A 22,051-nucleotide genomic window follows, 5' to 3' on the forward strand; every position below is an offset into this window, starting at 1 on the left:
CGAATTAAATCCGCTGACCACCCCATCCCCCCGCTCATGGGGATGCCCCCCTTTATCCGGGCTTCAGCCCGGTAACGGTGCCCCCGGACTGAAGTCCGGGCTACGTCCTATGCAATCACTTCCCCCCACACGGATGACGGTGCTCCGTCGGTATCTTGCAACCCACGGCAAGCCCATCAAGCCCCGGGACTCCGCTGCTCTGCAGGGGCAGCCAGGCGCGCACGCCGTATCGCCCGCCGCGCCCGGGGGAAATAGCCCCACTCCCCAGGCAGCACACGCCAGGCCAGCCGCAGGAACCCGGCGAGCAGGCGCAACCGGCGCTGGTCCGACGCCGTCCACCGCAGCCCCAGCCGCTCCCGCAACACCGGCGGCAAGGTGCCCCGCGCCACCCAGCGCACGCCGCCCACCAGCAGGGGCTGCAGGCACCACCACAGCGGGCCGCGCATCCAGGGATAGGGCGCCTGCAAGCGCCCGGTCGAGCCGAAGTACCAGGCGGTGATCTCCGTCGGCTGGAGGCGCTGCTCCAGCATCCGCTGCCAATACTCCTGGAAGGCAACGTAGCTTTCCGGCACCTGCCCCATCGGCAACCCATAGAGGGCATACCAGTGGACAGACTCCTGGTAGAGGCGCTCGCATTGCTGTTCGTCCAGGGGCGCACCGAGCCACTGCTGCAGGGCGATCTGCGCCTCGAAGAAGGTCGCGTGGGCCCAGTAGAACAGCTCGGGGCTGAGGGCATGGTAGGGCTGCCCCTGCCAGTCCTGACCCTTGATATCGCGATGGAAGGAGCGCACCTGCCGGGCGGTGCCAGCAGCCTGGCCGCCGTCGTAGACCACACCGAGGATGGGCGGGATGGAGCGCAGCAGGCGGTTCCAGGGGTTGGCGAACAGGTCGGAGTGCTGCAGCACGCCGGCGGCCAGGCCCGGGTGCATGTTCTGCAGGATGCCGGTGCGCCCGATCAGCAGCAGGCCACGCAGGTCGCCGAAGTAGCGCCAGGTCAGCGAGTCCGGCCCCAGTGGGCTCGGCGGGGCGGATTGATGGGCGGGCTGAGCGAGGTCTGGTGCGTGCATGGAAGCGGCTCCGGCAAGGGCTTGGAAACGCCCTCACGCTAATGCGACTATCCGCTCGCATTCAATTCGCGTCCGGAGCCTGTCATGCGCAAGCAGCCCCGCCAGCAACGCTCGCAACAGATGGTCGCCGATCTGGTGGAAGCCTGCGCCCGGGTCATCGCCCGCGACGGCCTGGCACGCCTGAGCACCAACCTCATCGCCGCCGAGGCCGGGGTCAGTGTCGGTTCGCTCTACCAATACTTCGCCAGCAAGGAAGCCCTGGTCGAGGCCCTGCTCGACCGCATGAGCCAGGCGCTGGCCGGCGTGGTCCGCGACAACGCCACGGCCTTGCTGGCGGACGATGTACACACCGCCGTGGAGCGCCTGCTGCAGGCGGTATTCGCATTCATCGACCGCAACGCCAGCCTGCACCTCGAACTGGCGCGCCACTGGCAGGACTTGCGCACGCTGAAGGTGGTCGACGAGATGGAGCGGCACCTGTTCGACTTCTGCCGCCTCTACCTGCTGCGCCACCTGCGGGAAATCCCCATCGACAACCCGCTGCCCACGCTCTACGTCGTCATCAACAGCGCGCTGATGACCATCATCCGCTTCATGAGCCACCCCCATCCGCCGCTCACCCGCAGCGAACTGATTGGCGCCTTGAGCGACATGTTCGCGGCCTATATGGCCAGCCTGGCCAAGGCGAAGTAAGGGCTGCGCCCCGACAAGCCACTAAAAAGCATCAGCGCTGCCAGGTCGAAAGGTCATGTAGCCTGGGCTTCAGCCCAGGAATCGATGCGCACAAAACTCCCGGGCTGAAGCCCGGGCTACGCCATGTGACGATGCGAATCAAGAGCAGGACGAACACGAGCCGTAGGGTGTGCCGCGCACCTCCGCACGGCGCTTTCGGCAGGCTCCCCTTTGCCTCCGTTAGTTACACGGCTCGATTGGCACGTCACCGCTCCAGGTTGGCTGGCGACGCAGGTTGATAATCTGCAGCAGGGCACCCAGCGCTGCGACACCGCCCGCACTGGCGGTCAGGATCCAGATAGGCATCTGCAACAGCAGCACGAAGCCACCAGCTGCCGCGCCGATGGCGCTGCCCAGATAGAGCGCCGACTCGTTCAACGCGATGGCCAGGTTGCCGTCACCCTGGGCCTGACGTGCCAGGATCAGCTCGTTGTTCTGCGGTACTTGCAGCGCCCAGCCAACCGCGCCCCACAGTGCGATAGGCAGCATAACCAGCCAGGTGCTGAAGGCAGCCGCAAGTGGAAGCACGAACAACGACACGGCGAGAATCAGCATGATGACGAAGGTCAGTACCGGGCCCTTGATGCGGTCCACAAGTGGGCCGATCAGGAAGCTGCCCAACACACCGCCGATACCCCAGACCCACAGATAGGGGGTAACCGAATGCACCCCACCATAGGACGGATCAGCCAGCAGCGGAGCGATGAAGGTGTACATGCCCAAACTGGCGACTGCAGCAAGCAGCGACACAAGCAGGATAACCAGCACATGACCGTCGCCGAGGATAGCCAGCTTCTGGCCCAGTGTGGTGGCAGCGGCTACTGGTAAGGACGGGAGTTTCAGCAGCAGGCCGAAGAAGGCCACCAGGCCGAGAAGGGAAACCAGCCACAGGGCAGCCTGCCAGCCCAGCTGTTCTGCGATCAGCAGGCTGAGTGGAACGCCCAATACTACACCACTGGCCATGCCACCCATGATGATTGCAATGGCCTTGCCGCGATGTTCCGGGGTGGAGACGGCAGTCGAGGCACCGATACCCATGGCGAGATAGACGCCGGCCCCAATGCCGGCGATGGCACGCCAGGCCATCAGCGCGGTGAAGCTCTCGGCTAGCGCACTGGCTGCGTTGGCGATGACGAACAGGCCTAGTGCCAGTAGCAGGCCGGCGCGCTGATGGTGTGCTGGCGTCAGGGCCACGAAGATCGGTGAGCCCAGGCCGTAGGCCAGCGTGAATGCGGTGACCAACTGTGCGGCCACCGCGACAGAGACTGCGAACGAGGCCTCGATCATCGGGATCAGCCCGGCTGTGACGTAGGAGGCCATGCCGAGGGCAAAGGCCCCCAGCGCGATCAGGTATATGGGTGACTGGTTGAGTGTGCGCATGCTCAGACTCCCTTACGTTGCAGGAACGCGTAAATGGTTCGGCGAATGAATGCGGCCCGCATCAGGGCCGCATACGTTTGAGGGGCTAAAGTTCGAGGCTGACGTCGTACTCGCCAAGCCAGGTGTTGAGGCCAACCGCCAACTCCATGCCCATGCGTTCATACATGGGCGAGACACTGCCGAGTGGCTTGGCCAAGGCCTGCTGGATGCGACCGCTGTCGAGCAGAGGCGTCACTGGCGCGTTGCGATCCGCTTGGATCTTGGTCAACGCGTCACGCAGCGCCTGCTCATAAGCTGGGTCCTGAGTCGATGGGTAAGGGCTCTTGACCCGCTCACTGATCGACTCCGGCAACAGGTCGCGGGTCGCCGCGCGCAGGATGCTCTTCTCTCGTCCGTCGAAGGCCTTCATTGCCCAGGGTATGTTGAAGGCGTACTCGACCAGGCGGTGATCACAGAAGGGCACCCGCACCTCGAGGCCGACGGCCATGCTCATACGATCCTTGCGGTCAAGCAGGGTCTGCACGAAACGGGTCAGGTTCACGTAGCTCATCTCCCTCATGCGCTGGTCCACCGCGCTTTCGCCGGGCAGTACTGGCGCCTCTGCGAGGGCCTGGGCGTAGCTGTCGCGCAGGAAGTTGTGCATGTCGAGTTGAGCCAGCAGGCCCGGGTCGAACAGGGTCTTGCCGTCGAAGTACTTGCCGGTCACCGACGTTAGCCAGGGGAAGGTTTCGGCCCGGATCGCCTCCGGATCGTGAAACCAGCGGTAGCCGCCGAATACCTCGTCCGCGCTCTCACCTGACAGCGCCACAGTCGAGTGCTTGCGCACCTCCTGGAACAGCCGGTAAAGCGACGGCCACATGTCGCCCCAGAACGCCGGCGGCAGGTCGAGGGCGCGGACGATCTGCGCCCGCAACGCCGGATCGGCCAGCTCGCGGCTATCGAGGACAATCTCCTGGTGGCTGGAGCGGATCTTCTCCACCAAGTCACGCACGAAGGGGGCATCCGGCGTACCGCGCACGGCGTCGCCGGTGAAGCCACTACCGTGGTCGACGAAATCCACCGAGAAGGAGTGGATGTTCTCCTTGCCGGCTGCTAGCAGCTTCTTCGACGCAAGCGCCGTGATGATCGAAGAGTCCAACCCACCGGAGAGCAGGCTGCACAGCGGCACATCAGCGACGATCTGGCGGTCGACGATATCCTCCAGCAGATCGCGGGTATGCCGGATGGTTTCCTCCAGCGAATGTTCGTGCTCACGCGCTTCCAGTTTCCAGTAGTGGCGACGGCCTACTCCCTGTCGACTGATACGCACAATCTCGCCTGGCATAACCTCGCGCATGCCGTCAAACACGGCATGGCCCGGCGTCTTGACCATCTCCAGAATCTCGCGTAGTCCATCAGCACGTACCTTGCGCGGTACCAGCGGATTGGTCAGCAGTGCCTTGGGCTCTGAGCCGAATACCACGCCGTCCCCAGTAGGGAAGTAATACAGCGGCTTGACGCCCATGCGGTCGCGGATCAACAGCAATTCTTGCGAGCGAAGGTCCCAGATGGCGAAGGCATACATGCCATTGAGGCGCTCGACGAAGGATTCGCCCCACTCAATATAGGCGCGCAGCACCACCTCGGTGTCACTGCGGGTTCTGAACGAATGGCCTAGTCGCTGCAGTTCGGTGCACAGTTCGCGGAAGTTATAGACCTCACCGCTGTAGGTAATCGCAGCGGCCTGACGCTGGCCGCCGTGCATGGCCGTCATCGGCTGGCGACCACCCTCCAGATCGATGATCGATAGACGCCGATGACCCAGGCCAACCGGGCCGTCGATCCATAAGCCGCCGGCATCCGGCCCGCGCAGTGCCATGGTGTCGGTCATGCGCTGCAGAATGTTGCGTTGCGCTTCCAGGTTCTGGCTGTAGGACAGCCATCCAGCAATTCCACACATAATCATTCTCCTTGTGATCAAGTTATCCGAGGCTTTCCAGATCGCTGTCCTCGGCCATCAGCACGCGCGTCTCGCCATGGACGTAGCGCGCCGGTGGTGGGGTTTGTGCATCGCTATCGAGCTCGTTGAGCAGGCGCTGCAGCGCCAAGGCGGTGTCGAAGCCAGCAAAGGGTTGAGATGGTGGTTCATTGAACTCCACGGCCCGCACCACTTGCTGGCAGAGCCGCGAGAGCTTGTGCAAGGTGTCCAGGCCTGGCTCGTCGGGTGCTGTTGCAAACTCGTGCAGCAGCTCATCGGCGCCGTTAGCGCCACGCGTCCAGATACGCAACTGGTCGTGATCCCAGCGCGGGGTGTCGAACACCAGCCGCGCATGGATCATTCGGGCGTCGCGGTCGACGAAGCTGAGATCCACGGTACGCTGGCGCACGATGTTGACGAAGCTGGCATAGCCGGTTACTCGCGCCTCACCCAGGCTGGCCGTGAGCTGAACGGTATCGAGCACCTCAGGGCCAGAAATGGAGAAGTCCGAGCGCACACCGAGCACGCCATTGAGCTGCAACTGTCCGGCACGCGGGCAAAGCCAGCCGACCAAGTCCAAGGCGTGGATCACCTCACTGGTCACGCCGCAGGTCGGGCGATAGTCGTTGATGCGATCCTTGCCCCAGTGAAAGCTGGCGCGCACCAATTGCCAGTTGTGACGTTCGATCCATTCGCGCAACTGCTGGGTCGCATCCGAATAGCGCTCCACCAGATCAAGGGCAAAACCGCTGACCTGCTCCAGGGCGCCTAACAGCTCGTCCAGGTTGTCGCCCGGGGTGACCAATGGCTTCTCGCAGAGCACGAAGCCGCGGTAGCCGGTCAGCTGTTTAAGCACCGGTGCATGGCTGTGGTCATTGACGCTGACCACCACGATATCCGGCGCAAACACCCGCAGCGCTTGACCGACGCTCTCGAAGTAAGGCAACTCGGTGGTTTTCTGATGGCGTCCGACGTAGGCCAGCGAAAGCGGCAGGCCAGAGCTCCTGGCGATATGCTCGAATGCGCGACGGAAGCGATTGCCGGCATAGCCGAGACCGATGATCAGTATCTTCATGCCCAGGCCTCCTGACGAAGCAGCAGTCGCTCGTCGCTAACGGAGAAGCCCAAGGTCTTGTAGAGCGTGCCGGCAGTCGCAGTGCTCTGCAGTACCACGCAGCCGACGCCGCGGTTGGCAAACCAGCGCAGCAAGTTTTGCATCAGCTGCCGGGCGATACCACGACCGCGCCACTGCGGCTCCACCACCACCGACTGCACCCAGCCGGACAGGCCATTGAGGCAGCCAGGTGCCGGCGCACGCTGGTCGATGATTGCCGTCGCGCAGCCCAGCACCCGACCGGACTCCTTATCCTCGGCGGCGAAAATCTGCACGCAATCGCTTTCGCTTAGGCGACTTATCAGCCAGGTACGGTAGGCCGCCCGCCAGCGTGCTGCGTCCTCCGGCGTCTTGCTCGAATAGCTGGCATCGGTACCGTCCAGCAAATACGCGCGCAACTCCACCAAACTAGCCAGGTCGGCCTGGGTCGCAGGCCGCACGTTAAGGAAAGACTGCCCCATCTCAGACCACCTCCGCAGCGAAAACCTGGGATGCCAGCGGGATACTGAAATGGTCGAAGGTCTCGCGCAGCGACACCGCCAGGTGCTCGATCTGCTCGTCGTTGTGATTAGGCGTAGCGTTGACGCGGAAGCGCTCGGTGCCCACCGGCACCGAGGGGTAGTTGATAGGCTGCAGATACACGCCATGGCTATGCAGCAGGCGTTCTGCAGCCGCCTTGCAGCGCTTGGCCTCACCTACCAGCACCGGCAGCACATGGGTTTGTGAGCAGGGCATAACTGGTACGTCATAGTGCCTCAAGCGGTCGCGCAGCTTGGCCGTCTGATGGTGCAGGGCATCACGCTCGCTGCTATCCGCCTTGAGGTGCTCGACGCTGGCCAAGCAGCCTGCGGTGATTGCTGGTGGCAGCGAGGTCGTGAAGATGAAGCCGGTAGCGAAAGAGCGAACCGCATCGACAATCACCCGAGTCGAGGTGATATAGCCGCCGATCACACCTATGGCCTTTGCCATGGTCCCCTGGATGATATCCACCTGGCCCGAGACGCCCAGTTCCGCAGCGATACCGGCACCGCGTGGACCGTACATGCCCACCGCATGTACCTCGTCGAGGTAGGTAAGGGCGTTGTAGCGCTTGGCGGCCGCGACGATTCCGGAAATAGGGGCGATATCGCCATCCATCGAGTAGACCGACTCGAACACCACGATCTTTGGCTGACTCAGCGGGTAACTGGCGAGAATTTGCTCCAGATGCTCGACGTCGTTATGGCGGAAGATCTTGCGCTCGTTGGGTGTCGATCGAATGCCATTGACGATGGAGGCGTGGTTCAGCTCGTCACTAATTACCACGCAATCGGGAATACGCCGCAGAAGACACTGCAGGGTTGCATCGTTGGAGCCGAAGCCGGTGGGGAAGACCAGCGCCGCTTCCTTGCCGTGCCAGTCGGCCAGGCTCGTCTCCAGGCAGGTATACACCTCGTGCGAACCGCCAATATTGCGTGATCCACCGGATCCCGCACCGTAGGTTTCCAGCGCATCGTGCATCTGTTCGCGCACTGCCGGATGTTGCGACATGCCGAGGTAGTCGTTGCTGCACCACACCACCACGGGCTCCTGCTCGCGACCGCCCAGTTTGGCCAGGGGGTACTGGCCACAAATGCGGCTGAGAGTGGTGAAAGTGCGGTACTGGTTGGAGGACTTCAATGTCTCCAGTTGTTCTCGAAGAAGTGCTTGATACATCCGTTTATCTCCTTAGCGAGTAGATGACACGTCTCTGTGTAGTTCCTCAACAGATGAGAGCCCTAACGGGTAATTGCGGCCGCAGCGCATTTGGCCTTGAAAGGAAACGCCTGGAGCAGAGCAGCCGCCACCCGATCAGCACGGGCTTCGGTCGTAATCATGCGTGTTGGAATGAGGGGGTAGGTACAGACCCCCAAGGACAATGAGTACAGGGTCGACCGCTCAGTCGAGATCCAGTCCTACGGGAAAATTCAGCGAGAATTCGGTGCCAGCAGAAGCGAACTACCCATCTACGGCGCTCTAGCATCGTGCCTCTGGAATCCTTGCCGAACGATTGGCCAGGCTCCGACCAGGAGAGCGCAGGGTTGATGTAAGGGCTTGGGGATGACAAAAAAGTGGAGTGCCGCTGATAGCGTTGTCAGTCGGTATACAAAGGGAAAGAGACAGAACTGAACACCTGCCGCGCTCCTGATGAAGGCTTCATCATTTCGTCGCCCAACGCCCGGCGAGTCGGAGCCAGCCAGCACTTGAGCACGCGCAGCGAACTGACCGGCGCCTTGAGCGACATGTTCGCGGCCTATATGGCCAGCCTGGCAAAGGCAAAGTAAGGCCGATAGGCCTTCATCCCGACGTAGCCCGAGCTTCAGCCCGGGAACCGATGGGCACGAGCCTCCCCCGGGCCACGCCCTGATAAGCGGCTGAAAACCGTTGGCGAGGCCGCCAGCGCAAGGCGAAAGCAGGCGAAAAAGCGGAGTTTACGAGCCGTAAATGAGCATTTTGATCGGACTCGCGCACGAGCCGGCTTTCAACACCGCGATGGCAACGCAGGCAGGTTTCTACGGAGCGCCCAGCAGCAGCGTCCAGTACACCCCACCCGCCTTCGCCGCCGGCGACTGGGCACCGCCCAGGTCGGTGAACAGCGGGCTCATCAACCGCGAGCATTCCTCCGGGCTGGCCAGCCAGCCCTGCACCGCACTGGCCGCCGAGCCCATGCCGGCGGCGATGCTTTCCGCCACCCGCGTGCCCATATAGCCCGCATTGCGCGCCCGGTCCGCCGGCGCGCTGCCGTCGGTGCCCTGGTGGGCGAAGAAGCCGTTGAGCGCCATCGACTGGCTGTGGTTGGTCGCCGCCGCCCCTAGGGCCTCGCTCCAGCGCAGCGGCGGCGCCGACGCGAAGGGCTCGTTGCCGCACAGGCGTGGTTGCGCCCGCGCTGCGTTCACCTGCTCCAGCAGCATCGGCCCCTGCAAGGGCCCGGCGGCCAGGGCCGCGCTGCGCAGCGGCCGCGCAAAGGTCACCCGCCACACCGGCCCCGCCTGGCTCACGCCCACATCGACGAACTGCGGATTCAGCAGCACATCGCAATACCCCAGCAGCGCCTTGAACGCCGCCTGTGCATCGGCCGGGCCGGTGAGACGGATGGTGCGCACATCCCCCGGTCGGTAGCCGGACTGCTCCAGCGCCGCGCGCCAGGTTTCACCATTGCCGGTGGGCAGCGCCAGGCGCGGGTCACTGGCCAAAGGCGTAAGCGCAACGGTGGGCTGGTTGCCGCAGTTCTGCGGCTGGGCGCGGTAGGCATTGATGGCATCGACCAGCACCGCCTCCTCGGCGGCGGAAGCACCGGTGGCGAGCAACAGGCCGAGCAGGAAAGCAAAGGGACGGATAGGCAAGGCAGCAAGTGGGCGCATGGTTCGAACCTCATATAAAGGAAGTCGGGCAACCACGGCGCCATCCCGAGTGCCACGGCACCGGGGTTCGCAAGCCCGTGAAGGTTGGAACCGCAACGGCGCCGCCGAGTTCAGCGGCGCCCGAAGGGGGTGGCACAGCCTTCGCCCGCCACCACCCTGCCCCTCCGTCTATCAGGGCACCTGGCGCCCCAAGGGCAACCCGACCATCTCCACCAGCCGCAGGTAATCCTCATAGTTGCTGCGCGACAGGTGGATCACTGCATCCATCAACGCACCCTCCCGGTACCCATCGAGAAACGGCCCCGGCACGCCATCGTGTAGAGACACGTTTTCCAGAATCACCTCGGCAATCACCAGGGTGGTATGCAGTCGTGCATCCAGGCCCTGGACCAGTTTCTGGAGGCGGCGTTGTTCGTGAGTGATATCGCTTATGCCGAAACCTCCCCGTGGGTGGGAAGGATGGGGTGCAGGGCTGAGCGGTAGAGAATGAGGGGCGTGAATGCGTCGTGCATGGCGAATAGTCCTTTGCTGAGGTTCATCAGCTGCCGCCATCCGCTGTCATTCAAAGGGCGGCAGATCGCGCAGGGTTGACAGACCGGGCAAAGGAGCCGGCAGACCGCAAGGGTCTCCCCACGCGATCTGCCATAAAGCAGAGCAGTTATGAAAACTGCATGCGTACAAAGGCCTGCAAAAAACGTCCGCCGTTTTTCGCATGCACCTTGGTGGCGCAATCGCGCCTTTGCTGCGGGCTGTCAAACCCGGCCACGGGACTTACCGTGGCGGGTGCAGGATAGGGATGAGGGGGCGGGAGGGCAAGCAGCTAACAGCCAATGGAAGACTCGCTTCACTCATGACAACGGAGTGGTTAACCACCAAGACTTGTCGGTTCCCGGTTCTCCTTCTCTCGAAAAAGAACCTTATGATGGGCACGATCAAATCAACCGCTGCATAGGCAGTCGAAGAGTCATACTTCAGGGAAGTCCATTCAACCAAGAAACTATCTAATTAGCTGATGAGCGCGCTGACACCAGCCTCAGAACTTGCCCAACCGAATGCCTGAAATAGTGCGCGCAACCATCTCTTGGCCATTTGCATTTAGACGACTAAGGTCATTTTCAATCAGAGAAAGATATTCCCCTCCTTTATATGACTTACTTACATGCTCAAGAATTTTAACTACATCGTTGCAATGGTAGGCGATCAAAGCTAGGTCACCTGGCTTCCAAGACGAAGATATAAAGGCATCAACCAGTTCGCGGCGAGCTGTTTTACAGCGATCCCAATCGAAGAAAGGAACGAAATTCAAGAAATCAGGTACATCATTCGAGCGCGCCAACTCCCTATAGAGTGGAGGAAATAAGACCACAATTATCGGAGATACAGGGAAGCGCCGAGCTCGAAGCAACGACGGCATCAGCATTCCAGCTGCTATCAGTAGAGATTTCCGCGACTTTTTTTCAGCATCAAACATGATCGATGCACATGCGTCAGCTGCCATTTGATCGAAATCGATTGCATGACGTGAATGCAAGGCAAGTGCAATTTCATCTACTGCCCCAACAATGCGCTCCCTAGCTGGCAAGGGAGCCATATCGAAAACAATTAGATTTCGACTAGCAACATCTGAATCGACACCTCTTCCCAGTCCTGCGTTGACAGCCCCTACGCCATTGAGCTTTGCGCCAATAGCCTCGAGCAGCATGAGCAGAAGTTCGGTTTCCTCACCTTCGAACCGGCTACGCAAGCACCGCATTATTGCTCGACTAGCGATCTCAACTCTCTGGGAATCACTGACTCTGGGAATCAAGGAGCCAACAACACTGATCTGAACGTTGATTGGAAGGCTATCCTGCATAGCAATCCGCACCAACATCTCAACAGCGTCTTTTGGCAGACGCTTCAGAATGCACTCACTGATTTCGCTGTCGGAAAGAAGCGCCGTAAGCTGATCATCGCTGGCCTGCTCAAGCACCCCCACAAGAAGTTTTGAGAATGTAGCCTTGGCTAGGCGTTTCTCGCCCAGCAACCAGTGCACGTCAGCCTTGGTAGGCTCGATTGATAGAGCAATCAACGAGTCACGTTGCGCGGAGGCACCTGACAATACAAGCACTTCTCGAATAGCAGGTGTGCCTCCTACCTTATGTGCTCGCTCTATAAGCATCGAACTCAGGCGCTTAGCTTTAAATTCGTTGACCTTTCCTAGCCAACTGAGCTCCTCAGCTAGCTCCGCCGAGTCCATTCTATTGACTATCGGCTTAGCAACAGGCAGTTGCCGATCATCAATGAGATATGGAAGCAGCATCTTTCCTGCCCTATCTGCTAGATCTTGGTCAACATCGCTCAAGATCTGCCCCATACGTTCAATGAGCGCATCATCATCGACAACCCGACGGCTGAGATCAGCATCATGCGCCACAAGATTCGCGACAATGTCCTTAGGCGCATCGAAAAGCGCCTGTTCGACGATTGGCTCCGCTCCTTTGGCGAGCCCAGCTGCGATACTTGGGATTAAATCGACAATAGCTCCCTTAGAGTCCGGCTGAACCAGAAAACTGATCGCACCAAAAGGTGTTCGCTCTGCGAGCTGCCCAGCGAGGTGCGCTGCTGCTGCCTTACCTGCAGGCATACTCTGGCCATACATTTTTCTTGTGAGCGCACCTACGAAGTCCCAGGCGTCTCTGTCAGGTAGAGTACTAGTCGCCCGACTAATGGCCTCCGCCAGTAGGGGCTCAAGATACTTGAGGGCTACGGTATTGCTAACCATGCCTGAGTTGGCAATATCCAACAGCCCTAGAGCTGCGGTGGGCGCCTGCTGCAGCTTGTCCAGTAACTCGTCCCACAACAATGCGATACGGAGAGCAGTGGCACTATTCGCGTCACGCTCTCCTAGCAGATTAATTTCTCGCTCTGACAGCAGCCTCGGCAGAGGTTCTGCAAAGACGCGCTGCACAATCGCCTCAGTCCATCTATGCCGATCGTGTTGCAACGATCGACCATCTACACGTCGACCTGGCCAATCACTAAATTTTGCCTTAGCGCTCATCGGAGCGAAGACAAGGTCGAGGTCGCGCCCACTGATCTTTCTCGGTGACAGTGCAAACGTCGAAATAGCAAAACGCCTCCGTATATCTGGCCATAACGCGGTTAGTATGCGTAAGGCAATAAGCTCGGGGGCGGGGGCGTCAAAGACCACCACCGGCTTAGAATCTTCAAGGAACAGTGCCTCGAGCAGCTCGCTGGCACTGAAGGATGGAGTGGGAGGCAATCTCTCCTCAGCACACTCATTCAGATCAATTCGAACCGCATGCTGCTCGCTCGGAAGCCCAGACAACTCGAGTAGGTTAAGCAGCGGTACAAGTGGCGCCTTAATAGCCCACACGTGAGCATCAATCAGGACACTCATTGTCCGAACACACCCCGCCCGGGCAACAGTGTGATCCTGCCATGTTCTGGCGATCACGTAGTGGCTGCCACTCGGTAACGGATAAGCCGATAGGTATGGCGCGAACTGCTCCTTAGGGCGCAGCGGCCCCGCGATATCCGAGAGGCGGTCAATAACTGCCTGATCCTCTTTGGACAGTACGATCGAAGAAGCAATTAGTTGGTGCCCCTTGCGATAGCCATGGATTTGAATTTCCGCAGTAATCACCAGTTCAAAGCCCCACAGCCCAGGCAATGGGAAGAGTGATATCAGAATCTCTCCTCCACCCATCCTGATCCCTCACAGCAACCCAACCCTTACCATCTGGGCCTGCCTCAAGAAACTCTCTTCGGTAAGCAGCATCATGCTTCAGATCGCCACCAACGCTACTGAGACCAAATATTTGGACATCAAGTCCCTCTAGATCCATCAGCTTGCCTGCAACCAGGGGGTATTCATGCTCTAGGTATACAAGGGGGCCATGTTGGAATTTTTCAGGGTCAACCAGATCCCAGGCGGTGACGACCACAGACAACCGCGGCAGGCTACCGTCGTCGCGACAGGCAAGTGAAAGCTCCAGAAAACGGATCAATTCGCACAGCAAGATTTGCGTAGGGAGGCCAGGCTCTTCGTCATCTCCTAATCGTTCTAGGAGCGTACGCGACGTTACCCAATCGAGTGGTCGGACATCTTGATCCGAGCCAACCCTCACGAAGAGCAAAGCGCCATCTGACCGTTCCAACTCTTCCATCCAGTCAGAGTCGATCTCGCTGTTGATGACGGCGTTGCGCCAAAGCTCGCCGGATATGTCCGGCACAATGATCCTTGCTTGTGGCCCTCCTTTCGTCGCAGCGACAGCCACCTCAAAATCTCGGCGTACATCGCTATGCTCAGAGCGCGGGGCAAAGTCTCCCGCAAAAATGTGCGCGGTGATGTCGAGTACGAAGTTAATATCGTCTGGCTGCTCCGCAGCATGCAGTGCGCCACTCTCAGCATCGAGCGCTTGCCATAGGGGGCCGATGTAGTTGGTCTTCCCAGAGTCAGGGCCACCCAGCAACACGATTGAACGGCTCATTGGCTCCTCCTGTAGTTTAGATACGCACGATTACCCTCAGGAGGTTCGGTCGAGCGCCAGAAGGTTGGCCGATCAGGCAAAGCGCCAACGGTTAAATTGATTAGCTCCGCTAGACCAAATCCTGCAGGCACACTTTTTGGTTTATCAGAAAACGGGGCCACACCTACAATCTCGACCTCTGCATCGCGTCGGCTGAGTTCGGCTCTTAGTCGCTGAGCCACCTGATCATCGAGAACATGCACGTCGTGATGAGTTACTACGACCATCAATCGAGGTCGGCGGCCTTCCAGCATGGTTTTCAAACGCGCGGCGAGTTGCCCTACACGAGCAATAAGCCCATTTCGCTTTTCGATATCCGCAAGCGAACGCCCATCAAGGACGACCCAAATGACCTCAGCCGACTTCAAGAAGTCCAGTCGATCCGCCCTTGCTGCACTGACAAACTCCTGAGTCCACTCCCCAGGTATATCGGGGAGGGCTAGATCGACCCGCCTCCCATCCTCGTTCTTAATAAGGCGAAGGTGCAAAAAGCCAGGGCGACGATCATCCGCCATTTCGGTATGCATCGTCATTTGCTCGGGCACCCGACCTTTATTCCAGTCCCTTGCACCGCGTGCAATATCCTCGAAACCTGCGAGACTCCTGCTGTCAGCAAATGACCAACCGTCCAGCTTAGCGTGCGAGATCAGCAGGTACAGACTAGCCAGACATGCAGTTTTGCCGGACTCTGGATCGCCGAGAATGCCAACCACGTTAACGTATCTCTTCCCCATCATCACGTTTAGCTCCTCCAGCCCAAGCGGGCGACTGGAGGGGAATGAGCGGGTTTTGGCAGGCTGATCAAGTACAGCTGCGCCAAGCCGATCAGCGAGTGGCGATGAGACTTCGGAGTTGTTTTGAACATCTTCGGCTGACTCGCCACCGAGCTGGTTTGGAGCTCGGTTGGAGCAAGTTGCCGAATCGCGTTCGAGCGCGCACATCCCTGTCTCGTCGACTGTGCACCCCTCAAATCTGCACGATCCGCTCATAGCTTGGCTGGACCATTCAGTATCAGCTTGAGGAAGCCTGCCTCTAGCAGAGCGCGCTCCCCCCACTCCGATGCACGCCGTTTAACAGTTGAGCCGCGGACATCCACTGAGCCTGTTACCAGCGCGTACAGAAGAGGGAAAACAGAGGGACGGTCGGCAACCCAGCTTTCACCGACCACATCACTGAGCCTCTCCCTGTCATCCCCCAGCGCCGTCAGCAACTCTGCCAGATCAAGTTCAGGGTCATTTTCTAATGTTCGGAGAATGATCTCACGGTGCACCTCGCAAGGAAGGCGACGTAGCATTTTCGAGCCCTCGATACCGGCAGTGACGACCCGCGTTGGCTCGTTGATCTCGGAGGGCTGCCTTTTGAGTATGCGACTACGACCAGCCTGCGCCCACCACAAGAAATCTAGCTCCTCTCGATCCAGGGCAGCATTACGGCGTAAAGCCTCAACTGTCTTGGCCATTGAATCGGGGATGTTATGAGTAACCACGCCTTCAGCAGAGATGTTGATCTTAGCGATGGAAGGCTCAGGAACAGTCTCTCGCTCTCTCGCTACCTCAGCAGACGTCGAACTCCAAGCAGCAGCTGCATTAAGAACTTCAAGGCGTAGGCTTTCTCGCCGAGCCGCGTCCAAGGTCGGCTGAAATGCCAGCGAAGACCAGAGCGCAGCAGCATACACATCCGCAACCCCCCACCCGCCCGACCCGACACTTGGGCCGAACATGGAGATCATCGCCATGCCTGCGCAAACACTGACGTCCAGCGGCCGCTCCGTGTACAAGTACGAAGAGGACTTCTTCTGAATTGCCGCCTGAACCTCATTCCCCAGCGCCTCGGAAGGAACCCCATCACCACCGAGTGCCTCGGCAATATCTGATGCCTTGGAAATGATTTTTTCTACAAATTTTTCTTTCCCCCAACTGCCTGCAAGATTGGTCGTGGCCAAGCGCCGGGAGTTCACATCATCGTCAGTTACGCTGACGCTGCAAATTCGCATGTGAACCGCAAAATTCTCCATTACTGCACTCCATCCTTTCGCTCGCGAATCAACTGATCAATCATGTGCTCAATCTGTTCCAGCTTGCCCTCTCGTACAAGCCACTCCAGTAATTTTCGCTCTAACCCCTGGGACATTGGCTCATCAAGATCTTCCGGTATCGCATCCAGCTCAACGAGAATACGTAAACGCTCCCCCTCCAGCAGATCGCGGAAGAACCTGAGACGGATAACCTCATAGCCTTCTACCGACGGTGGCATGAGCTTTGATTCCTCGTCCGACGATGCTACTGGAACCATTTCAATAGTCGGCTCTGCTGAGAATGAAGTTACCTCTACAGAGGCTTTACTATTGGGCTGATCCGTCGTGGGCACATCAGGTCGCTTTGCTTTGCGGAAAGAAGGGCATCCCAACCTATAGTTAGGATTTGCCCCGCCTAGACGTTGCTCATCCGCCTCAAACCGCGTTCGCTCTGGGTTCCATGCCCTAGGATGAATGGTCACCGATAGGCCATCTGTTTCTGCATCCCAATCAAACTCAATAATGTTATAGGTGAAGGTGTATTCCGCATCAGATTTGAAAGGGACAGTAGCGCCAGCAGCTAGCATCATCAGATCACAGCCTGGCTCAACATTGTCGACAGATACCTTCGGATTGTGCTCATGGCCTGAAATGAAGACGCGCGCTCGATTTCGTACGTATGTTCGAACTTGATCTTCGTCTTTGTACCAGCTCAGTGGGTGGTGAACGAGGATGATGTTCTCTTCGCCAGCTACGGGAGGAATGGTGAACTGCCGAGCGCCTATCATCAGCTCAGGATGCTCATCATGTTCATTACCATGACATAGCAGAGACGAGTTGAGCCTGATGAAGCGTATCGCTCGCCCAGGAGCCAAAGTAACCACCATCTCAGAAGCATAAGTCCCCTCGATATTGAGGGGGCAGTTGTAACCGAAGCTAAAATTCCCGTAATCCTTGAATCGGGCAAAGAGCGCTTCCCGAATCGACGCGTCATTCAGGAACACGCCGAACTCCGCAGCCCCCCCATCCCTTATTCGGTCGAGAATTAATTTGACGCCCGCGGTGAGCTTTGACCTGTCGAGATCATGGTTGCCCGGCACCATCTGCACGCAGTCGATGCCTATCCCTATGCTGGCCGCCAGCTCATCCAGCCATTTGGCGGCTTGATCGTACTCGGCCTTCACACCAGACTGAGCAATGTCACCAGTTACCAAAATCCCATGAGCGATCCCACCGTGGATCGTCGAGACTATCTCTTGGGCATCTAGGATCAGCTGCTGTTTTACATCGCCATGAATCTGTACCCGGTCATCCTTTTCTTGGCCGAAGTGGATGTCGGACACATGAACAAAGACTGCAGACATTCGCTCTCCCTACTCTGCGGCCTACTTGGACATCTGCACTTCTAACATTTTTCAGCTAAGCCTTGCGATGACTTAAAAGCTAAATGTCATTATTCGCTACCGTATCCCCCCATGCCTACGGTGGCTGTGCGCTCTTCCGCCTCGTTAGACATCCCACCTCATGGCCCAACGTTCTACTGTCATATAAGCCTCTGTCAATATGTCTGCAAAACTCATGGAGAATGCCTGCAAAGCCTTCTACTTCAACCCCGTGCACGATTGGTGCAAGCAGCGAAAGGTCGCTGAATTGATCCAGGCGATCATGCTGATTCGCTTGGAGTTGAACGTCTTCTTTTGGCCAAAAGCAGCCGCAAATAAGCAACATCTACCCCTCCCCCACCTCCCCCCTCACCTCACTCGGCGTTCTCCCATACCTCGCCTTGAAGCTCCGCGCGAAATGCGCCTGGCTCGAATAGCCGTGCCGGTAGGCCACCTCGCTGATATCCAGGCCATTGGCTTGCGGGCTGCTGAGCAGGCGGTGGGCGAGTTCGAGGCGGCGTTCGGCGATGTAGCGGCTGGGTGAGCCGCCTTCCTGGGCGAACAGGCGGGTGAGGTGGCGCACCGAGATGCCGATGCCCTGGGCGACGCGCTCGCAGCTGAGGGCCGAGTCGCCCAGTTGTTCGGCGATCAGGCGTTTGGCGGCCAGTAGATAGGAGGCGCCCTGGGCGCTGACGCGGTGTTCGCCGGTGCTGCCGGCGATGATGCTGGAGAGCAGCTCCAGGGCGTCGTCCTCGAAGTGCTCGGCCTCGCGGTTGGCGGGGCGCTGGAAGAAGCCCTGGGTGCGCTCGCAGAGGGTACGGGTGAGCAGGCGTTGCAGGCGGGTTTCCGCGCCCACCTTGAGCGGGCCGTCGAGGCGGCCGAGGCAGCGTTCGCCGAACAGGTCCTGGGGGATGTCGAAGATGAACTGGCGCATGGCGCCGGAGAAGCCGAACAGGTAGGGCTTGTCGGTGCGGTAGATGATCATCTCCCCCGGCTCCAGCAGGGTGCAGCCTTCGCCCTGGTAGAAGAACGAGCGGCTCTCCTGCACCAGGGAGACGAACACCGATTCCTTGGGCACCGAGCGGATCATCGAACAGTCCCGCTCCACCACGTGCTGGTTGCCGCGCACCAGGGCCAGGCTCATGGCGCCCAGTTCGAGGTTGGATTGCGAGGCGGCGAGACCGCCGTCGGCGTAGGAAGAGCATTTGAGGCCGACGAGGATGGAGGCGTTGTACTGCTCCCAGAACCTCAGGCGCTGTTCGACCGGGATGTCGCAGGTACTGGCTCGCCGGGTCTCGAGCAAGGCGGGTGTCGTCATTCTTATTGTTCTCGTGTGTCGCCGCGGATCGAACCCCCGGGCCAAACATCGGCAGCTCCCGGGGACCGGGCGTCGCGCATCCTCTGTGGGTGTGGGCGACGCCCGGTCATTAACATCTGAACGCTGCCCGCCGTCAATCGCCCCCCGCCCGCTGTCCGGGCCCTGTCCGAAAAGCGCAAACAACAGGGCCGAGGCGATCAAACCCCCTGCCGCCGCGCCCTCTAGAGTCGGCCCCAGTCCATAACAACAACGAGACTGGAACATGGCCGAGCCTGCCCGCAACGAATTCTGGAAAGACCTGCAAGCCATCCCCAACTGCTTCAAGCCCGACGCCAAGCCCGAGGTGTACCTGCCCAACGCGGCGAGCGACGACCTGAGCCTGTACGTGCCCTTCACCGAGACGGTGTCCTCGCGCCCGCTTTGGATCTCGCCGAGCGAGAACCGCTGGTGCGACATCCTCATGGCCCGCAGCGCCGGCCTGGTGAACCGCCACTACCACCCCCACGAAGTGTTCGCCTACACCCTCTCCGGCAAGTGGGGCTACCTGGAGCACGACTGGACCGCCACCGCCGGCGATTTCGTCTACGAGACGCCCGGCGAGGGCCACACCCTGGTGGCCTATGAGCACGAGGAGCCCATGCGCGCCTTCTTCATCGTCAAGGGCCCGCTGATCTGGCTCGACGAGCGCGGCGAGCCGGACGGCTACTTCGATGTGCACTCCTACATCGCCATGTGCCGCGAGCACTACGAGAAGATCGGCCTCGGCGCCGCCTACATCGACTCCCTGTTCCGCTGACCCCTTGCCCGGGGCGCCTGCGCGGCGCCCCGGAGGAGAACGACATGGCGCCCACGACTTCCAACGCCCGGTATGAAAACGTACTGCTCGGCGTGCTCTTCCTCACCTTCGGTTTCGTATTCTTCGACCGCCTGGCACTGTCCTTCCTGTTTCCCTTCATGGCCGAGGAGCTGCAGCTCGGCAACCGCCACCTGGGCATGCTGTCGTCGGTGCTGGCCCTGGCCTGGGCGGTGTCCGGGGCCCTGGTGGGCCTGTGGTCCGACCGTAACGGCGTGCGCAAGCCGCTGCTGATCGCCGCAGTGATCCTCTTCTCGCTGTGCTCGGCGCTGTCCGGGCTGGTGGGCGGCTTCCTCAGCCTGCTGCTGTTCCGAGGCGTGATGGGGCTGGCCGAAGGGCCGATCCTGCCGCTGTCGCAATCGCTGATGGTGGAGGCCTCGTCGCCCCACCGCCGCGGCCTCAACATGGGCCTGCTGCAGGGCTCGGCCGCCGGCCTGCTGGGCGCGGTGATCGGCCCGCCGGTGCTGATCGGCCTGGCCGAGGCCTTCGGCTGGCGGCATGCCTTCGTCATCTCCCTGGTACCGGGGCTGCTGATCGCCTGGCTGATCTGGCGCTACGTGCGCCCCGACGACAGGGCACGCAAGCCAGACGCCAGCACGGCCGGCCACGGCGTTGGGCTCGGCGGCCGCCTGGCCCTGCTGAAGAGCCGCAACATCCTGCTGTGCACCCTGATCAGCTGCGTGTTCCTCACCTGGTTCATCGTGCTGATTTCCTTCACCCCCACCTTCCTGGTCAGCCAGCGCGGCTACAGCCCGGCGAGCATGGGCGGGATCATGAGTTGCCTGGGCGTGGCCTGGGTGTTCTGGGGCTTCGCCGTGGCGGCGATCTCCGACCGCATCGGCCGGCGCCCGACCCTGGTGCTGTTCTCCCTGGTGGCCGCCTGCTGCCCGCTGGCCCTGCTCTATGCGCCCACGCCCTTCAGCCTCGGCGCGCTGATGCTGCTGACCTACACCGGCCTGGGCTGCTTCACCCTGTTCATGGCCACCATCCCGGCGGAAACGGTGCCGCGCGGCGTCATCGCCACCGCCCTGGGGCTGATCATGGGCATCGGCGAGCTGGTGGGCGGCTTCATCGCGCCGACCATCGCCGGCTTCGCCGCCGACCGCTACGGCCTCTCCATCGTCATGTGGATGAGCTGCGGCGGTGCCCTGCTGGCCGCCCTGCTCTCGCTGTTCCTCAAGGAAACCGCGCCCACGGTGCTGGCCCGCCAGGCCGGCCGCCCCCTCGCCGACGCCGCCAACCTGCAAGGACAACCCTGATGAACGCATTGCGCTGGCATGGCGCCCGGGACCTACGCCTGGACGCCCTCGACATCCCCCCGCCCGGCCCCGGCGAGGTGGAACTCAAGGTGGCCTATTGCGGCATCTGCGGCAGCGACCTGCACGAGTACCAGGACGGCCCGCACTCCATCCCCCAGCAGCAGCCCCATCCGCTGTCCGGCTGCCGCGCGCCGCTGACCCTGGGCCACGAGTTCAGCGGCGTGGTCACCGCGCTGGGCGCCGGGGTGCAGGGCTTCACGGTCGGCGACCGGGTGGCGGTGGAGCCCATCTACCGCTGCGGTGATTGCCGCTACTGCCGCGCGGGCCAGTACAACCTGTGCAGCTCCATGGGCTTCATCGGCCTGATGGGCGATGGCGGTTTCGCCGAGCGCGCCCGGGTGCCGGCCTACATGCTGCACCGCCTGCCGGCCGGCGTGAGCCTGCGCCAGGCCGCCGTGCTGGAGCCGGCCGCCGTGGCCCTGCACGCCCTGCGCCAGAGCAGCCTGCAGCCCGGCGACCGCTGCGCGGTGTTCGGCCTCGGGCCCATCGGCCTGCTGCTGATCGCCCTCGCCCGGCTGCGCGGCGTGGAGCACATAGTCGCGGTGGACGTGGCCCCCGAGCGCCTGGCGCGGGCCCTGGAGTTCGGCGCCGAGCGCGTGCTCGACGCCCGCCAGGTGGACGTGGTGCAGCAGTTGCAGGCCAACGGTGGCGTGGATTGCGCCTTCGAGGCCGCCGGCACCCAGGCCACACTGGACGCGGCCCTGCACGGCCTGCGCAAGGGCGGCGAAGCGGTGCTGGTGGGCCTGATGGGCGAGGCGCGCTTCGACGCCTTCCACCTGGTCAATAACGAGCTGCGCATCACCAGCAGCGTCGGTTACCGCGACGTCTACCCGGAGCTGATCGCCCTGCTCGACAGCGGCCGCCTCGACCTGGGCCGCGCGGTGACCCGCTGCGTGCCGCTGGAGCGCGCCGTCAGCGATGGCTTCGCAGCCCTGCTGGCCGACAAGGCGCAGATCAAGGTGCTGGTCAATCCCAACCCCGAACTGGCGGAGGCCTGAAC

The 22,051-nt window shown here is 61.0% G+C and carries 17 protein-coding genes; 4 read left to right on the plus strand and 13 right to left on the minus strand.

What is annotated here, in order from left to right:
• Positions 1–176: 176 nt before the first annotated feature.
• On the minus strand, positions 177–1,067 hold the full coding sequence (locus tag RTW82_RS28395) for an oxygenase MpaB family protein (RefSeq protein ID WP_316927168.1): 891 nt from the start codon (positions 1,065–1,067) through the stop codon (positions 177–179).
• A gap of 84 nt (positions 1,068–1,151) precedes the next feature.
• On the opposite strand from RTW82_RS28395, the gene RTW82_RS28400 reads away from it, so the two are divergent.
• Positions 1,152–1,760 (plus strand): TetR/AcrR family transcriptional regulator, encoded by a 609-nt coding sequence (locus tag RTW82_RS28400; RefSeq protein WP_184491187.1) that lies wholly within the window; start codon positions 1,152–1,154, stop codon positions 1,758–1,760.
• A gap of 219 nt (positions 1,761–1,979) precedes the next feature.
• Here the strand turns inward: RTW82_RS28400 and RTW82_RS28405 are convergent, their stop codons facing one another.
• From RTW82_RS28405 to RTW82_RS28460, 12 genes are all read right to left on the minus strand, one after another.
• Positions 1,980–3,179: an MFS transporter gene (locus tag RTW82_RS28405; protein WP_316927169.1), complete on the minus strand. Its 1,200-nt coding sequence runs from the start codon at positions 3,177–3,179 to the stop codon at positions 1,980–1,982.
• 85 nt (positions 3,180–3,264) lie between these two features.
• The gene (asnB, locus tag RTW82_RS28410) at positions 3,265–5,118 is read right to left on the minus strand and encodes an asparagine synthase (glutamine-hydrolyzing) (RefSeq protein WP_316927170.1); all 1,854 of its coding nucleotides are present in this window, start codon (positions 5,116–5,118) and stop codon (positions 3,265–3,267) included.
• Positions 5,119–5,140: 22 nt separating this feature from the next.
• Positions 5,141–6,211, minus strand: coding sequence for a Gfo/Idh/MocA family oxidoreductase (locus tag RTW82_RS28415; protein WP_316927171.1), 1,071 nt, complete (start codon positions 6,209–6,211; stop codon positions 5,141–5,143).
• Positions 6,208–6,711: a GNAT family N-acetyltransferase gene (locus RTW82_RS28420; RefSeq protein ID WP_316927172.1), complete on the minus strand. Its 504-nt coding sequence runs from the start codon at positions 6,709–6,711 to the stop codon at positions 6,208–6,210. Before RTW82_RS28420 ends, RTW82_RS28415 begins: the two co-directional genes overlap by 4 nt.
• A 1-nt stretch (position 6,712) precedes the next feature.
• A complete protein-coding gene (gene hemA / locus RTW82_RS28425; RefSeq protein ID WP_316927173.1) occupies positions 6,713–7,945 on the minus strand; it encodes a 5-aminolevulinate synthase in 1,233 nt (410 codons plus the stop codon).
• An 836-nt stretch (positions 7,946–8,781) separates the two neighbouring features.
• Positions 8,782–9,630 carry a CAP domain-containing protein gene (locus tag RTW82_RS28430; protein WP_316927174.1) on the minus strand — a complete coding sequence of 283 codons (849 nt, stop codon included), beginning with the start codon at positions 9,628–9,630 and terminating at the stop codon, positions 8,782–8,784.
• A gap of 1,033 nt (positions 9,631–10,663) precedes the next feature.
• Complete coding sequence (locus RTW82_RS28435) at positions 10,664–13,342, minus strand: hypothetical protein (RefSeq protein WP_316927175.1); 2,679 nt, start codon at positions 13,340–13,342, stop codon at positions 10,664–10,666.
• Positions 13,284–14,126, minus strand: coding sequence for a hypothetical protein (locus tag RTW82_RS28440; RefSeq protein ID WP_316927176.1), 843 nt, complete (start codon positions 14,124–14,126; stop codon positions 13,284–13,286). The genes RTW82_RS28435 and RTW82_RS28440 overlap by 59 nt, the downstream gene beginning before the upstream one ends.
• Entirely contained in the window at positions 14,123–15,106 is a 984-nt protein-coding gene (locus RTW82_RS28445; protein WP_316927177.1) for a TRAFAC clade GTPase domain-containing protein, read from the minus strand. The genes RTW82_RS28440 and RTW82_RS28445 overlap by 4 nt, the downstream gene beginning before the upstream one ends.
• Before the next feature lie 44 nt (positions 15,107–15,150).
• Complete coding sequence (locus RTW82_RS28450; protein ID WP_316927178.1) at positions 15,151–16,179, minus strand: GTPase-associated system all-helical protein GASH; 1,029 nt, start codon at positions 16,177–16,179, stop codon at positions 15,151–15,153.
• Positions 16,179–17,543, minus strand: coding sequence for a metallophosphoesterase (locus RTW82_RS28455; RefSeq protein ID WP_316927179.1), 1,365 nt, complete (start codon positions 17,541–17,543; stop codon positions 16,179–16,181). Before RTW82_RS28455 ends, RTW82_RS28450 begins: the two co-directional genes overlap by 1 nt.
• A gap of 364 nt (positions 17,544–17,907) precedes the next feature.
• Complete coding sequence (locus tag RTW82_RS28460; protein WP_316927180.1) at positions 17,908–18,879, minus strand: helix-turn-helix domain-containing protein; 972 nt, start codon at positions 18,877–18,879, stop codon at positions 17,908–17,910.
• Positions 18,880–19,141: 262 nt separating this feature from the next.
• Between RTW82_RS28460 and RTW82_RS28465 the strand changes: the two genes are divergently transcribed.
• Genes RTW82_RS28465 through RTW82_RS28475 form a run of 3 tightly spaced genes read left to right on the plus strand, consistent with a single transcriptional unit; the run spans position 19,142 to position 22,049 of the window.
• Entirely contained in the window at positions 19,142–19,675 is a 534-nt protein-coding gene (locus RTW82_RS28465; RefSeq protein ID WP_316927181.1) for a 2,4'-dihydroxyacetophenone dioxygenase family protein, read from the plus strand.
• A 44-nt stretch (positions 19,676–19,719) separates the two neighbouring features.
• The gene (locus tag RTW82_RS28470; RefSeq protein ID WP_316927182.1) at positions 19,720–20,991 is read left to right on the plus strand and encodes an MFS transporter; all 1,272 of its coding nucleotides are present in this window, start codon (positions 19,720–19,722) and stop codon (positions 20,989–20,991) included.
• The gene (locus RTW82_RS28475) at positions 20,991–22,049 is read left to right on the plus strand and encodes a 2,3-butanediol dehydrogenase (protein ID WP_316927183.1); all 1,059 of its coding nucleotides are present in this window, start codon (positions 20,991–20,993) and stop codon (positions 22,047–22,049) included. Before RTW82_RS28470 ends, RTW82_RS28475 begins: the two co-directional genes overlap by 1 nt.
• Positions 22,050–22,051 lie beyond the last annotated feature (2 nt).

It is taken from the genome of Pseudomonas sp. zfem005, from assembly GCF_032621735.1.
In the GTDB taxonomy this organism is placed as follows: Bacteria; Pseudomonadota; Gammaproteobacteria; order Pseudomonadales; family Pseudomonadaceae; genus Metapseudomonas; species Metapseudomonas solani.